This is a genomic window from Massilia pseudoviolaceinigra (assembly GCF_030846505.1).
In the GTDB taxonomy this organism is placed as follows: Bacteria; Pseudomonadota; Gammaproteobacteria; order Burkholderiales; family Burkholderiaceae_D; genus Telluria_A; species Telluria_A violaceinigra.
Window position 1 is genome coordinate 1 of the sequence record NZ_JAVCWL010000041.1, and the last position, 15735, is coordinate 15735.

12 protein-coding genes are annotated in these 15735 nt (G+C 61.7%); 8 read left to right on the top strand and 4 right to left on the bottom strand.

What is annotated here, in order from left to right; all coding sequences use genetic code 11:
- Window positions 1-15: 15 nt before the first annotated feature.
- From RBA40_RS29090 to RBA40_RS29120, 7 genes are all read left to right on the top strand, one after another.
- Window positions 16-681 (top strand): CoA pyrophosphatase, encoded by a 666-nt coding sequence (locus RBA40_RS29090; RefSeq protein ID WP_306652026.1) that lies wholly within the window; start codon window positions 16-18, stop codon window positions 679-681.
- Between the two features lie 126 nt (window positions 682-807).
- Window positions 808-1782 carry a CobD/CbiB family protein gene (locus RBA40_RS29095; RefSeq protein ID WP_306652027.1) on the top strand — a complete coding sequence of 325 codons (975 nt, stop codon included), beginning with the start codon at window positions 808-810 and terminating at the stop codon, window positions 1780-1782.
- Between the two features lie 298 nt (window positions 1783-2080).
- Entirely contained in the window at window positions 2081-2425 is a 345-nt protein-coding gene (locus tag RBA40_RS29100; RefSeq protein WP_099874752.1) for a DUF3579 domain-containing protein, read from the top strand.
- A 125-nt stretch (window positions 2426-2550) separates the two neighbouring features.
- Window positions 2551-3000: a CBS domain-containing protein gene (locus RBA40_RS29105; RefSeq protein ID WP_306652029.1), complete on the top strand. Its 450-nt coding sequence runs from the start codon at window positions 2551-2553 to the stop codon at window positions 2998-3000.
- Between the two features lie 92 nt (window positions 3001-3092).
- Window positions 3093-5798, top strand: a complete 2706-nt coding sequence (locus RBA40_RS29110; protein ID WP_306652030.1) for a M16 family metallopeptidase — start codon at window positions 3093-3095, stop codon at window positions 5796-5798.
- A 99-nt stretch (window positions 5799-5897) separates the two neighbouring features.
- The gene (locus tag RBA40_RS29115) at window positions 5898-6677 is read left to right on the top strand and encodes an SDR family oxidoreductase (protein WP_306652032.1); all 780 of its coding nucleotides are present in this window, start codon (window positions 5898-5900) and stop codon (window positions 6675-6677) included.
- 467 nt (window positions 6678-7144) lie between these two features.
- Complete coding sequence (locus tag RBA40_RS29120) at window positions 7145-9250, top strand: EAL domain-containing protein (protein ID WP_306652033.1); 2106 nt, start codon at window positions 7145-7147, stop codon at window positions 9248-9250.
- Between the two features lie 201 nt (window positions 9251-9451).
- Here the strand turns inward: RBA40_RS29120 and RBA40_RS29125 are convergent, their stop codons facing one another.
- Window positions 9452-10192, bottom strand: a complete 741-nt coding sequence (locus tag RBA40_RS29125) for a GntR family transcriptional regulator (RefSeq protein WP_099874756.1) — start codon at window positions 10190-10192, stop codon at window positions 9452-9454.
- A gap of 389 nt (window positions 10193-10581) precedes the next feature.
- Here RBA40_RS29125 and RBA40_RS29130 point away from each other — a divergent pair, with 389 nt between their 5' ends.
- Window positions 10582-13356: a TonB-dependent receptor gene (locus tag RBA40_RS29130; protein ID WP_306652034.1), complete on the top strand. Its 2775-nt coding sequence runs from the start codon at window positions 10582-10584 to the stop codon at window positions 13354-13356.
- 126 nt (window positions 13357-13482) lie between these two features.
- Here the strand turns inward: RBA40_RS29130 and RBA40_RS29135 are convergent, their stop codons facing one another.
- The 3 genes from RBA40_RS29135 to RBA40_RS29145 form a co-directional block, all read right to left on the bottom strand.
- Window positions 13483-13773, bottom strand: a complete 291-nt coding sequence (locus RBA40_RS29135) for a type II toxin-antitoxin system RelE/ParE family toxin (protein WP_306652036.1) — start codon at window positions 13771-13773, stop codon at window positions 13483-13485.
- Entirely contained in the window at window positions 13761-14045 is a 285-nt protein-coding gene (locus RBA40_RS29140) for a hypothetical protein (RefSeq protein WP_306652038.1), read from the bottom strand. Before RBA40_RS29140 ends, RBA40_RS29135 begins: the two co-directional genes overlap by 13 nt.
- Before the next feature lie 239 nt (window positions 14046-14284).
- On the bottom strand, window positions 14285-15613 hold the full coding sequence (locus RBA40_RS29145; protein WP_306652040.1) for a tetratricopeptide repeat protein: 1329 nt from the start codon (window positions 15611-15613) through the stop codon (window positions 14285-14287).
- Between the last annotated feature and the right edge of the window lie 122 nt (window positions 15614-15735).

Below are 15735 nucleotides of genomic sequence, written 5' to 3' on the forward strand. Positions count from 1 at the left end.
TGAAGGACAATACCCTTGCCCAAGATTATTTTCGATCCAGAAAAATTGCCCGTCGAAGCCCTCGGTGGCGAAGCGGCGCTCGCTGCCGAGCGCCTCACGCCCGACTGGCTGCGCCAGCGTTTTGCCAGTCCCGCCGACTGGCAGCCGGAGCCGCCGGGCGAATCCTGGGCCGAACGCACGGTGATGACGCCGGCCTCGGTGCTGCTGCCGCTGGTGCAGCGCGAGGGTGGCCTGACCATGCTGCTGACGGTGCGCACCGCGCATCTGTCGGCGCACGCGGGGCAGATCAGTTTTCCGGGCGGGCGCGCCGAAAGCTACGACGCGTCGGCCATCGACACGGCGCTGCGCGAGAGCGAGGAAGAAATCGGCCTGCAGCGCCGCCACGTGGACGTGATCGGCACGCTGCCGGATTACATTACCGGCACCGGCTTTCGGGTCACGCCGGTGGTGGGCCTGATCGCGCCGCCGTTCGAGTTGGCCGCCGACGCCAATGAAGTGGCCGAAATTTTTGAAGTGCCGCTGCAGTTCCTGATGGACGGCATGAACCACCAGCGCCTCTCGCTGGAACTGCCCGAGGGAGCGGGGCAGCGCAGCTTCTACGCCATGCCGTATGATCGCTTCTTTATCTGGGGCGCCACCGCCGGCATGCTGCGCAACCTGTTTCACTTCCTGCGTGCCTGAACAGGGCGGGCGTGCCTGGCTGGCCGGCTCGCCAATATGTTTGATTGAATCGGTGCTCTGCGCTATCGTAGCGGGCATTGATGAATTGCTCTGCTGCTTCATTTCAAAAAGTACAAAGGACGTTCGATGACATTTCTCTCCATTCTCTGTGCGCTGCTGATCGAACAGCTCAAGCCGCTGCGGGCGGACAATCTGATTTATGCGGAGATCAAGAGTTTTGCGATGCGCATGGAGGGGTGGTTCAACGCGGGCGACGCCAGCAACGGGCGCATGGGCTGGGTGCTGGTCATGCTGCTGCTGGTGGGGCCGACGGCCCTGATTTCCTGGCTGCTGTACCACTACCAGCTGGTGTTCATCGCGTTTGCGTGGAATGTGCTGATTGTCTATCTGACGCTGGGCTTTCGTCATTACAGCCACTATTTCAGTTCGATCCAGGCGGCGCTGAGCGCCGGCGACGAGGCTGGCGCGCGCGCGCTGCTGTCGGAGTGGGCGCGCATCGACACGGTCGGCATGGAAGCGTCGGAAGTGGCCCGCATCGCCGTGGAAAAGTCGCTGGTGACCACGCACCGCAATGTGTTCGGGGTGTTTTTCTGGTTTTTGATCGTGGGGCCGGCCGGCGCGGTACTGTACCGCGTGTCGGAATACCTGGCGCGGGCCTGGAACGAGCCGGATCACATGCGTAACGAAGCCTTCGGCCAGTTCGCCGCGCGCGCGTTTTACTGGATCGACTGGCTGCCGGTGCGCCTGACGGCGGTGGCGTTCGCGGTGGTGGGCAATTTTGAAGATGCCATTTATGCATGGCGTAACTTCGCCCATCGCTGGAACGACGAAGCGCGCGGGATTATTCTGTCCGCCGGCGGCGGGGCGATGGGCGTGCGTCTGGGCACGCCGAATGAGAACGCATCGAAGGTGTTGCCGCCGGACGCGGCCACCGTCGACAGTACTTACAGCGAAGTGGAAGTGATGCCGGGCGAAGAGCCGAACGCCCGCGCCCTGCAAAGCACGGTCGGATTGGTGTGGCGGGCGTTGCTTTTATGGATGCTGCTGCTGTTGCTGTTGTCGGGCGCGGTTGGTTTGGCTAATATTGGGCAGGCGGCGTAAGCGCAGGGCCGACTTGCTGCGGCACGAAATTGGGGTCCCGCCGAGGGCCGCCTTGGCGCGGGAACGACGAAGCTGGTGGCCGGAACGACGAGGGTGGTGACACGAACGGCGGCGGTGTCACGACACAGGTGCCCGGCGACAGGGTAGTGGCTACGCCCCTTCTAACCACGCTGCATCATTCTGCAAGCTCAACTCTTCTATAAGATATAATACTCACGTTCCACGGCAGCACCTGATTCACCGGCCCGGCGCTTGCGCCATCGTCTCCACGCATCTTCTTGTTCCTACGACCCGCCCTATGGCCGAGTTATCCGAAAGCAAGAAAAAACTCGCCGACGAGTTTTTCATTCTTGGCATCACCAGCGATGGCAGGCAGTTCCGTCCCAGCGACTGGGCTGAGCGGCTGTGCGGCGTCATGTCCTGCTTCCGTCCCGAAGGCTCGGGCGGGCGCAACGCGCACCTGCAGTTTTCGCCCTACGTGCGCCCGACCATGCTCGACGGCGTCAAGGCCGTGGTGGTCAACAACGACCTGCAGAAACTCGAACCGCTGGCCTACCACTTCGTCCTTAATTTCGCCAAGGACAACGACTTGCAGGTTCTCAATGCCTGTTTCCTGCCTTTGCCCGGCGACCCTAAAATTTAAATACGCGTCACCACTGCTTTGAGCAGGATCAAACCGACATCAGAAAGCCCGCGTAAGTTTAAGCCTGTCGCGCGCAACCCTGCGCGCGCGCACATCACAAGCGCTGAGCCGCTCGGGAGGAAACAATGCGCATAGGCGAAATCTGTACTGTCCAAACCATCTACTGCAAGGGCGACGAAACCGTCCAGGCCGCCGCCTTGCTGATGCGTAAGCATCACGTCGGCGACCTGGTCGTCATCGATCAAGCGGAAAACGAACGCATACCGGTCGGCATCATCACCGACCGCGATATCGTCGTCTCCGTCATCGCGCTCGGCCTCGACCCGTCCAGCCTGCTGGTCGGCGACATCATGAGCGCCGACCTGTTGACTGCGTCGGAAGACGACGACGTCTACGAAACGATCGAACGCATGCGTTTTCGCGGCATCCGGCGTGTGCCCGTGGTCAATAACGCGGGCGGCCTGGCCGGCATTGTCAGCGTCGACGACCTGCTCGAATTCCTGGCCGAGGAAATGGGCGAACTTTCACGCATCAGCTCGCACCAGCAATCGCACGAGAAACGCGCGCGCCAGTAGCCAGCCAGCGCGATGGCTGCCCTCTGGTATGATGGCTCGCGCCGGGGTCCGCGTGGGCACGGCAAACCGTGTCCACCCTACCAGAAGACCTCATGAACCAAATTCGCTGGATCTGCGCTGCCGCCTACCTTGTCACGGGCGCCGCGCTCGCCCTGCCGATGCCCAAAGGCGTCGTGCAGGGACCTTCCGTCGAAGGCATCACCGAATACCGCCTGCCGAACGGCCTGAAGGTGCTGCTGTTTCCCGACTCGTCCAAGCCCACCGTCACCGTCAACGTCACTTACCTGGTCGGCTCGCGCCATGAAAACTATGGCGAGACCGGCATGGCCCACCTGCTCGAACACCTGATGTTCAAGGGCGCGCCCAACAACCGCAACATCGCCCAGCAATTCTCGCAGCGCGGCATGCAGTTCAACGGCACCACGGGGCTGGACCGCACCAACTATTACGAAGTGTTCCAGGCCGGCGACGACAACCTGAAATGGGCGCTGCAGATGGAAGCGGACCGCATGGTCCATTCCTACATCGCCAAGAAGGATCTCGACTCCGAAATGACGGTGGTGCGCAACGAGTATGAAAGCGGCGAGAATTCGCCCGGCGAAGTGCTGATGAAGCGCATGCAGAGCCTCGGCTACGACTGGCACAGCTACGGCCGTTCCACCATCGGCAACCGTAGCGACATCGAAAACGTCAGGATCGAGAACCTGCAAGCGTTCTACCGCACCTGGTATCAGCCCGATAACGCGGTGCTGCTGGTGGCCGGCAAATTCGATCCGTCCCGCACGCTCGGCTGGATCGCGCAAAGTTTCGGCGCCATCCCCAAGCCCAAGCGCGCCTTGCCGCAGTTCTGGACCGTGGAGCCCACCCAGGACGGCGAGCGCAGTTTCACCGTGCGGCGCCAGGGCGACGTGCAGATGATCGCGGTCGGCTACAAGGTGCCGCCCGCCCTGCACGACGACAGCGACACCCTCAGCTTCGCCTCCGAAGTGCTGGGCGCGGCCACCACCGGGCGCCTGCACAAGCTGCTGGTCGAAAGCGGCAAGGCCAGCGACGTCTTCGCCTACGCCGAAACCGGCTATGCGCCGGGCATGCTGTACTTCGGCGCCGTGGTGCGCAAGGGCGACCCGATCGAACCGGTGCGCGAGGCCCTCACGGCCGCCGTCGAGGACTTCGCCAAGACAGCGCCGACCGACGCCGAAATCGAGCGCGTGCGCCGCAACTACACCAACAGCATCGAGAAAAGCCTGAACGACCCGCAGCAGGTCGGCGTGGCCTTGTCCGAAGTGATCGCGCTGGGCGACTGGCGCCTGTTTTTTGTCGGGCGCGAACGCATCGCCACCATCACCGCGGCCGACGTGGCCGAGGCGGCGGGGCGCTATCTGCGCCGCGACAACCGGGTGACTGGCCACTTTCTGCCGGACGATGCGCCGCGCCGCGCCGAGATCCCGCCCGCGCCGAGCCTGGCGAGCGTGATGAAGGACTTCAAGCCCAAGGCCGCCAGCCAGAAGTCGGAAGACTTCGATCCGAGCCAGGCCAACATCATGAAGCGCACCACCCTGGCCACCGCGGGCGGTATCAAGCTTGCCCTGCTGCCCAAGAAGAACCGCGGCGAAGCCGTTTTCGTGGACCTGAACCTGCGTTGGGGCGACGAGAAAAATCTGTTCGGCAAGGGCATGCTGCCGGCAATGACGGGTGCCATGCTCACGCGCGGCACCACCAAATATACGCGCGAGCAGCTCTCGGACGCCTTCGACAAACTCAAGATCAGCGGTGGCCTCATGGAGTTCGAGACCACTCGTTCCAATCTGGCCGAGGCGCTGCGCCTGGTCGCGCACGTGCTCAAGGAACCCACCTTTCCCGAAGCCGAATTCGAGCAACTGCGCCAGCAATTTCTGGTCAGCCTGGAGTCTTCCCGCAGCGAGCCGCAATCGGTGGCTGCGCGCGTGCTGAGCGAACACTTCGACCATTATCCGAAGGGCGACATCCGCGCCAGCCGCACGCTCGACGAGCAGATCGCCGACGTCAAGGCGGTGCGCCTGGAAGATGTGAAGGCTTACTACCGCGACTTCTACGGCGCGTCGCACGGCGAACTGGCCATTGTCGGCGACTTCGACGCCGCGCCCGTGGCCCCGCTCGTCGACGAGCTGTTCGGCAAGTGGCACAGTCGCGCCAGCTATGCGCCAGTGCTGCGCACGCACGCGGCCATTGCGCCGATGAACAAGACCGTCAACCTGGCCGATAAGGAAAATGGCGTCGTCATGGCGCGCCTGAACCTCGATCTGCACGTCGACGATCCGGACTATCCGGCGCTGATGCTGGCCAATTACATCTTCGGCGACGGCGGCCTCGAATCGCGCCTGATGAACCGCATCCGCCAGAAGGATGGCTTGTCCTACGGCGGCGGCTCGCAGCTGGGGGCAGGGGACCTTGACCGCGCCGGCAGCCTGACGATCAGCGCCATCGCCGCGCCGCACAACCTGGCCAGGCTCGATGCCGCCATGCGCGAGGAACTGGTGCGCGCCGTCATCAAGGGCTTTACTCCGGGCGAACTGGCGGCGGCCAAATCGGGCCTGCTGCAGCAGCGCGCGCAAAACCGCGCCGACGACAGCATTCTCGCCGGCGGCTGGACTTCATTGCTGTATCAGGGAAAAACCTTCGAATGGAGCGAGCGTTTCGAGCAAAAACTGGCGGCTGTGTCGTTAGAACAACTAAATGCCGCCTTCCGCAAGGCGATCGATCCGGCCAAGCTCAGTGTCGTCATAGCGGGAGATCAAGAGAAAGCCAAGCTCAAGCGGTAAAAGCGGCAATACTTGCTGGCGGGATAGCAACGTTTACGGTATTCTGTTGCTTCGAGGAAGTATTTGCTTCCTCTGTAGAACATACGGAGATGTTGGAACATGGCCAGGGAGAAGCAAAAGGAGTCCTCGTTCGAGGGTAAGGTTGTCCTCGTGACCGGTGCGGCAGGCGGCATCGGCCGCGCGGCCGCAGTGGCGTTCGGACGCGCTGGTGCGTGCGTGGTGGTGGCCGATACGTCGGTCGATGGCGGCCATGCGACGGCGGCGATGATCGTCGAAAACGGCGGCAAGGCGTTGTTCGTGCAGTGTAACGTCACGCGCGCGGCGGAAGTCGAAGCGCTGATCGACAAGACAGTGGCGTATTACGGACGGCTCGATTGCGCGTTCAATAATGCGGGCATCGAGGAAGAGCACCTGCCGCTGGCCGACGCCGACGAAGCGCTGTTCGACCGCATCATGAATGTCAATGTCAAAGGCACGTGGCTGTGCATGAAGTACGAGATTCGCCAGATGCTCAAGCAGGGCAGCGGGTCGATCGTGAACACGGCGTCGGTGGCTGGTCTGGTCGGCGCGCCGACGCAGCCGATCTACGCCGCCAGCAAGCACGCGGTGGTGGGCATGACCAAGACCGCGGCGGCCGAGTATGCGCGCGAGGGGATTCGTATTAATAGTGTGTGCCCGGGTGTGGTCAATACGCCGATGATGGGCCGCGCGCTGGAACGCGAACCGCTGCGCGAGAAAAAGCTGCGCAATGTGCATCCGATGGGCCGCTTCGCCGAGCCGGTGGAGATTGCCAATGCGGCGATGTGGCTGTGTTCGGACCAGAGCTCGTTCGTGACCGGGCACCAGCTTGCTGTCGATGGCGGCTTGACGGCGATTTAAATTCGACGCATGCGCGGCCCGACGTTTGGGGCTGCGCGCTCGCCCATATACCGTCGCATGCCGGCATTGTTCCTTGCAACTGTCGTGCCCCGGGTGCTGCGCCGGCTCCCCCGCTGTCGCCACCGTCGTTTCGCCGCAGGCGGGAGCCAATCCGTGCCCTGGTCGCCAACCAGCAACGCAGTCCGGTCTTCACATACACGCCCACGCCGACTTCTGGCCCCCATGCGGCGCCGCGACGCCACTTTCCGTGCTTTATGATCTTTTGGCGGGCTCGCCAGGCGTTGCCGCCCCGGCTACCGCTTTCCCAAAAACGGACAACGCCGTCCGTCGAGCATTGCCCATTCCTGCACGAGCTTGTTCTTGCGGCCAACCCCCGCTGTAGGCGGGCGCAGCCGTATTTGAAAGCGGCGGCAGGCGAGGAACTTTCGGGTGGTCTGGGCTGTCTATAGCTTAAAGCAGGGGGAAGCGTGAAGGAAAAACCTCAGGTCGAGCCGATGGTGAAACACCATGCCGGGAAAATACTGTCGGACGTGATTGATCACATCAGCGATTATGCGATGTTCATCATGGATCCCGACGGCGTTATCGTCTATTGGAACAAGGCGGCTGAAGTGATGAAGCAATACCGGGCGGACGAAGCCATCGGCAACTTCTTCGGCTTCCTGTACACGGACGAGGGGCGCTCGGCGGGCGAGCCCCTCGCCAATCTTGCATGTGCCGCCGAAGCGGGGACCTTTCAGGAAGAAGGATGGCGCAGAAAAAAGGATGGAAGCCTTTTTTGGGCTCTGGTGGAAATCATTGCCGTCAAAGGCGACGATGGGCATCTCGCCCATTTTTGCAAGGTCACACGCGACCTGACAGGCCAAAAAGAGCTGCAGCAGCAGCTGTCGCACGAAAAGGAAAGGGCCCAAGTGACGCTGGGCGCGATCGCCGAGGCTGTCATTTCAGTCGATGCCGAAGGGAACATCGACTACCTGAACCGTCAAGCCGAACACCTGACCGGCTGGACCGACCCCGATGCCCGTGGCCGCGCGCTGGGCGAGGTATTTCGTGTTTCGGATGAGGAGACGCTGGAGCCCCAGGAACATCGTTTGCTCGCCTTGATCAAGAATGACCGTGTGCTTGCGCCCAACACGCCGGCGGTGCTCACGACCAAAGACGGACGCCGCGTCGCCATCGAGGATACCGCGGCGCCGATTCATCTGCCCAAGGGCGGCATCATTGGCGGCGTCATTGTGTTTCGCGATGTGACCGCATCGCGTCAACTTCTCAAGACAGTGACCTACCAGGCCACGCACGATCCCCTGACGGGCCTGGCCAACCGGCGCCAGTTCGAGAAATGCTTGCAGCGCTCTCTTGACCGAAGCCGGCGGTCTCGGGTGGGCGGTGCTGTCCTGTTCATGGATCTCGACCAGTTCAAGATCGTAAACGATACATGCGGGCATGAGGCGGGCGACGAGCTGCTTCGGCAAATCGCTTCGCTGTATCGCAAGGAAATCCGCGATCGTGACGCCTTGGGCAGGTTGGGCGGCGACGAATTTGCCCTGATCGTCGACCACTGTTCGCGGGACGAAGGGCTGGCCATTGCCAATAAACTACTGGAATCGACCCGTGCTTTTGAATTCGTGCGGGACGAACGTGTGTTCAAGGTCGGCGTCAGTATTGGCCTGGCGACCTTTGACGCGAGCATCAGTGCAACGCAGGAGGTCCTGGCGCTGGCCGACCGTGCCTGCTATGCCGCAAAGGCCAATGGAAAAAACCAGATTTGCATCGACCATCAGGCACAGGCCGACAAAGCGGAGCGCAGCAGCGAAATCGAATGGGTCGCGCGGCTGACGGCAGCGATGAAATCGAACCGGCTTACCCTTCATTGCCAGCCGATAGCGCTGGCCACTGGCAATCGTCCAGGGCTGCGCTATGAGGTGTTGTTGCGCATGCGCGATCCCCACGAAGGCCTGATCCTTCCGGATTGCTTTCTTCCTTCCGCCGAACGATACAAACTCATGCCGGCAGTCGACCGCTGGGTGATTGAGCACGTTCTTCAGTGGCTGGCCGCTCACCTGGAGCACGCCCGGCAGCTTGAGCTGTGCTCGATAAACCTTGCGGCCGACACCTTGTCGGATGAGTCCTTCCTGCCCGACCTGTCAGCGCTCATTGCCCTGTATGGGGCCCGGTCCGGCACCCTTTGTTTCGAAGTCAGCGGCGGCGCGGCCATCGTCGACCTGCAAAAGAGCTTGGCGGCGATGCATGGCTTGCATGCGCTCGGCTGCAAGGTTTCGCTGACCGGCTTCGGCAACGGGGTGGCGTCGTTCAAACACTTGAAGCAATTGCCGTCCGACTTCGTCAAGATCGATGCCTCGATTGTCGGGGCCATCACAACGAGTGTCATCGACGAAAAAATGGTTCAGTCGGTGAACGAAATCGCTCACCTGCTGGGCAAGAAAACCATCGCCGAATGTGTCGAGGACCAAGCTACCATGGAGCTGCTGGCGAGTATAGGCACCGATTACCTGCAGGGTCATTGGATCGCCTGTCCGCAAGAATTCGAGAACCTATATCAGGGCAGGCATTGAGGCCAGCAATCGTGGTGCGGCGTGGCCTTTCCCGTGCCCCTCCTTGCTCGCCAAACCCAGTGCTGTGATGCCTCAGCCAGCCTGACCAACGCTAACGCCTCGATATGCCGGCAGGCACCGCCCTGCCTGCCCGTGCTTCTGACCGGGATGACGTTCGTCGTGACGCGCGAGCGCCGATCGCCTTCGTCCCGCACTCGTCAACTACGCCGTACTCAACTCCGCTACAAAATCATACATATCGCCCCTGAAGTACGACCGGCAAAACTCCACCGCCCGGCCATCGCGCAGGAACGCCAGCCGTTCCACGCACAAGCCCGCATCGCCTTCCTTCGACTGCAGCAGCTTGGCCTGTTCCGCATTGAGCAGCAGCGCCGATAATCGCTGCAGCGCGCGCGTGGGCCGGTTGCCGGCCGCTTCCAGCGCCTCGTACATCGACACCCCCACCACATCGAGCGATGGCAGGCAACTGGCCACAATGGTCGCGTACTCCAGGCACATCGGCAATTCGTCCGCATAGCGGATCCGGTTGAAGCGGTACACCGGCGCACCGGGCGAGAGCCGCAGGCGCAAGGCTTCCTCCGGCGTCACCGTCCCCTCCGACCGCTTGAGCCACACGCTGCGCGGCGTGCGCCCGCGTGCCCGCATGTCTTCCGAAAACGAGGTCAGCTTGGCGAAGTTTTTCTCGATCCGCGTGTTGATGAAGTTGCCCGAGCCGGGCCGCTTGACCAGCAAGCCCTCGCTCACCAGCCCGTCGATCGCCTTGCGCACCGTGATGCGCGAGATCGACAGGTCGAGCGCCAGTTGCCGTTCCGCCGGCAGGGCTTCGTCCGGGCCGAAGATGCGCTGGTCGATCGCTTCGCGCAGGGCGCGCTGCAATTGCTGGTACAAGGGCTGCGAGCTGGTCTGGGCCAGCGTCTGCATGATGTGGACAAGGGAAGTCATACCAATCTGCTTTCTTTCATGAGGGTGGGACCACTTTTCCCGTCGCCTGGCGCAAATTCGCCACATCATGCAGTTGTCGCATTTGCATATAACGATAATACCAAAAAAAGACCGCAGGAATAGCCCTCCCTCTTGCAACAACGTCAAATTCGCCCCGAATGACCAGACCACTTGGCCAAAATCCCAGTCCACCCGTGTGTTATCGAAACAACATATGAAAAAATTCACTTAACTGGTAGTGTTCTGGTATTAAAGAGGAGTATATTGGCGTTAGATTGGTTTTAGACGTGGTGGTACCCGTAGCACATAAAAAGTCGTTGTTAAAAATGAACTGGCTTACTCACGGAGCCAACATCAAGGGGGAAGTAATGAAGCGCAATCAGTCAGTAGTGAATAAGAACGCAGAGCGTCCTGTATCGACCAGCCTGACGCCGGTAGCGTCGGCCGCAGCTATTCTGGTGTTGAGCATCGCGATGTCGGCCCAGGCCCAGGCCCAGGCGCCCGCCACGGCACCAAGCGTGGACCCGGACGTCAAGGGTGAAGTGGTGATCGTCACCGGTATCCGTGCGGCCATGCAGCAGTCGCTGAACCAGAAGCGCAATTCGGACACGATGGTCGAAGTCATTACTGCTGAAGACGTGGGCAAGATGCCCGACAAGAATGTCGCCGATTCCCTGCAGCGCCTGCCGGGCGTGAGCGTGGCCGCCGCCGGCGGCTCGGAAGGCAGCTTCGGCGAGAACGACCGCGTGGCCCTGCGCGGCACCCCGTTCGGCCTGACCCTGACCACCCTGAACAGCCACACCGTCTCGAGCGGCGACTGGTTTGCCGATAACATCATCGGCGGTGGCCGCAGCGTCAGCTTCTCCCTGTTCCCGTCCGAACTGATCGGCCGCGTGACGGTGCATAAAGGTTCGCAGGCCAACCTGCTCGAAGGCGGCGCCGTCGGCGTGGTGGACATCGAAACGCGCAAGCCGCTGGACTTCAAGAAGGGCCTGAGCGCGCAGATGAGTCTGGGCGCCGTGAATTCGCAAAACTCGGGCAAGAACGATGGCCAGTTCAACGGCCTGGTGAACTGGAAAAACCAAGCCGGCAACCTGGCCGTGATGGTCCAGGGCTTCCATGAAAAACGCACCCTGAGCCGCGTCGGCCAGGAAAATGGCATCTGGTACGATCCGGTCGATGCCGGCTCGTCCGTGGACAAGGGCGTGCCCGGTGCGTCGACCGCCATCAAGACCGATCCGGTCAAGGGCGCCAAGGCCAACTACCTGGGCGGTACCGCCTGGTTCGAACAGGAACGCACGCGCAAGGGCGGCCTGATCGACATCCAGTTCAAGCCGACCAGCGACATCACGCTCGACCTGACCGCATTCCGTTCGCACCTGGACGCCCCGAACATCAACCACAACTTCATGCAGTCGCTGGGCCGCTTCCTGGCGCCGAACTGGACGGCCAAGGATTTCCCTGCTGGTAACACCAGCGGCACCGTCAGTAACGGCGTGCTGACCCAGCTGACCGGTACCGTGCCGGCCAACTGCGGCGCGGTCTGCGGCACAATGTCGAGCGCGGTGCAGGAAGAATTCAGCCGCCCGATCGCCGAGAGCCAATCCAAGTTCGTCAACCTGGACGGCAAATGGCGCGTCAACGACAAGCTGACCCTGGCCGGCAAGGTCGGCTCGACCAAAGGCCTGGGCAATACCCAAAGCGGTGCGCTGGGCGTCTGGATGCCGTACACCGGCGGCAGCTACACCATGAACGGGCTCGACAAGGCGGTCACCTACGTGATCCCGGGCGCAGACAAGTTCTCGATCGGCGGCGGTCCTGACGGGACCGGCAATGTGCCTTATACCTACGGTTCGCACGTGACCGCGATCGACAAGGAAGTCTACGGTCAGATCGACGGCACCTACAAACTGGACCTGGCCAGCGTGCAGTCGATCCAGTTCGGCGTGCGCGCTGCGGAGCACAAGCGCGACCTGACCGCCATCGGCATCAACGCCTTGCCAAGCCTGTCCCTGGTCAGCAACCTGCCGATGGGCGGCCTGACCTCGTTCCCGACCGAGTTCAACGACCTCGACGCCAACGGCGCCGGCTGGTGGACGTTCTCGCGCGAAGCGGTCAACAGCTGGCTGAGCACCCATGCCAAGTACGAAGGCCACTTGAAGCAAAACGAATTCAAGATCAAGGAGCCGACCCGTTCGGGCTACGTGATGGCGAACTTCGGCGCCGACGGCTTTTCGGGCAATATCGGCGTGCGCGTGGTGCACACCAAGGAATCGGTCGAGCGCAACGAGATCGCGCCGTCCGGCACGTTCGAGCCGCGCCTGTACACCAACACCTACCTCGACTTCCTGCCAAGTGCGAACTTCCGCATGGACCTGTCGAAGAACCTGGTGGCGCGCTTTTCGACCAGCCGCACCATGGCGCGTCCGGAGCTGGGCCAGATGGCCGGCACCGACCTGCGCGACGTGCAGGGCACCGGCAGCGCCGGCAATCCGAACCTGCGTCCGATCCGCGCCAACAATTTCGACCTTGGCGTGGAATGGTATTTCGCCGAGAAGTCGCTGCTGGCCGCTGGCGCGTTCTACTCGGCGCTGGACGGTTACGTGACCTACGGTTCGGGTACCGCGACCTTCTACAACCAGCTGCAGAAGAAGAACACCGTGTACCAGATCGACACCCCGCTCAACACCACGGCGGAAGTGAAGGGCATGGAGTTCTCGTATCAGCAGGCGCTGCCGGCGGGTTTCGGCGTGAATGCCAACTACACCTACACCCTGGGTAAGGAAACCGGCAAGGCGCCGGGTTCGATGTGCGGCGCGCTGACCTATGCCGACTGCACCCTGATCGGTACCTCGAAGAACGCCTACAACGTCGGCGCCTTCTATGAGCAGAACAAGATCTCGGCGCGCCTGACCTACAGCTGGCGCTCGGGTTTCCTGAACGGCACCAGCCGCAATTCGGCCTCGTACCAGGCGTCGGTCGGTTCGCTGTCGGCGTCGCTGGCTTACCAGATCAACGAGAACTTCAGCGTTACCCTCGATGGCAAGGACTTGAACAATCCGATGGTGCGGTCGGTGATCCACACCGCGGGTGCAATGGATGTGCCAGGTTCGCTGTACAAGAACGGCCGCCAGATCTATCTGGCGCTGCACGGCAAATACTGAGGCTAAGATGGAGGGACTTCGGTCCCGCCGGAAAAGACGGGACGCTTGCGCGTCCCGTTGTTTTTGGTCCGCCCGGCACGACCGCACTGACCGCATGCGGCAATGAAACGATGACGCCGGGGTGATTTATAGCCGGAATCCCGCTTCGCGCTGATGTCTGATCGATAAAACCAGAATGGCGTCCTGGTGCGCATCGTAGGCGTACAGCGCAATGTAGCCACTTTTCCCTTTTGAAATTACCAGCGCATGCAAGCCCACTTCGGCCGGCCTGCCGACGAACGGATGCCGAGCAAGAATATTGATGGCTTCCTCAATCAAATCGAGCGTCTCGGAAGCATTCAGATTGCTCGCGACAAGGAAGTTACTGATACGTTCAAGGTCGGCAATTGCCCCGCTCGAGTAACTTATTTTCGCCACGGCTTGGCCTCTGGTCTGACTGCCTCACTATTGCTAAGGCGCTCGCGCAGATACGTGCGCACATCGTCAGCGTCGTACCCCAGTCCGCTTTCCCGCATCTCGGCCAAGGCTGTCTGCGCATGCGCAACAAACTCCGCTCGCAGCTCAGCCGCATCCGCGGCTTGACTGATTGCCCCAACCATGAACGCATGCGTGCTGATGCCCAATTCCTCGGCTGCCGCGACCGCTCGTTCCTTGAGTTCGGGTGAAAGTTTGAGTGATGTAGTTGGCATGATGAAGACGCTCCAAAAAGAGGGTGTTACTAGGGTAGCACCTTTCTGTGAACGGGGAGGCAACGTGCTGCAGAAACCTCCATAGCCGGAACAGGTACCCAGCTCAGAGTTCGGCAGCATGCGATTAGTTCAACATCAATTGATCCTGTTTCAATTCGGTCAATCCCTGGACGCGTTAACGAAAAAAGGCGGGCCCGGCTTGCGCCGGAACCCGCCCGATCAGACGGCAATGCCGTGAATTACTTCGCTGCCGGAGCCGCTGCCACTGGCGCTGCCGTATCGGCCGGGCGCTTGAGCCACATCGTCCAGTAACGCGCCAGGTCGCCGATGCCATCGTTACCCTTGATGGTTTCGAACGTCTTGATCGCATCGTCCTTGCGGCCAGCCTTGACGTACGCCATGCCCAGCTTGAGCTTGGCTTCTTCCGGACGCTTCAGGCCGCCCTTGGCGATGCCTTTTTCGATGCGCTCGATGCCCTTGTCGAATTCGTCCATGGTCACGTAGGCGTAACCCAGATTCACCAGGCCGGTGCCGTCTTTCATCTTGGCAGCGCTGGCTTCGCCGGTGGCGATGTTCTTCGCGTCGTCGGCCGCGGCCTTGCTGACGCGGTCGCGCAGCGACTTGTGCTTGGCGGCATCGGCGCCGGTGCCCAGGACGTTGGCGGCGAAACCGGCGTCAACCGCCTTCTTCGCTTCGACCGGGAAGCCCGAGCGTACCGCTTCTTCGGCCATGTTGACGTAGGTCTCGGCTTCCAGCTGCTTCAGCACGGTCGATTCCAGACGGTACGCGTCGAGCAGCAGGCGCGAGTTGAAGCTGGTCTTGCCGTACATGCGGTGCAGCAAGTCCGACCACAGGTCCTGGCTCGGATAGGCGGCAATCAGCTTCTCCAGCGCGACCGTGTAGGCCGGCCAGTCTTTTTGCTTGCCGGCGATGGCCACCAGCAGGCGCAGGTCGCCTTCTGCCGGAGGGGTGCCAGCCTTTTCCAGTTCGGCCAGGTGGGTCTGCGCTTCGGTCTTGGCCGTGGCCAGATCGTTATTCAGGTAGTAGGCACGCGACATCGAGGCACGCACGCGCGACGGCGAACCGCCCTCGGCGATGTAGCGCTTCATCCATTCAATCGCCTTCGTATAATTCTTGGCGTTGTTTTGCAGATTGCCCATCGCCAGGATGAATTCCGGCTTGTCGACCGCTGGCGTGCTTGGCGAGTTGATGATCGCTTCGAGCGAGCTCATTGTCATCGCTTCGTTGCCGCTGGCCGAACCGAGCGAGAATTTCATGCGCTCGATGACGTAGTTTTCGTACGGGGTGCGGTTGGCGTAGGCTTCCGCGGCAGTCAGTCTTTCCTGGACTTCAGGGAATTTTTTACCGTCGATCAAGACCTTGACGGCGGCCGGATCCAGCAGCTTGTACAGCTCCGGACGGACGGTTTCAGGTTTGGTCGGAGCGGCACTGGTCGCAGGCGTGGCAGGAGCGGATTGCGCGGTGGCGCTGGTCATCAGGGCGGGTGCGGCGTTCAGGCCGATGGCGGCCAAGATCAGACTGATACGAGCAAGACGAAACTGGGACATGGAAAATCCTTCAATCAAAGACATAAAGACAGCCTGACGCTATAACGCATCAGCCCGCCGAACCGTGGACACGTAGCCTACATGGGCGTCGTCCGGTTGGTGCGAATTTCGGACGAAGCGCA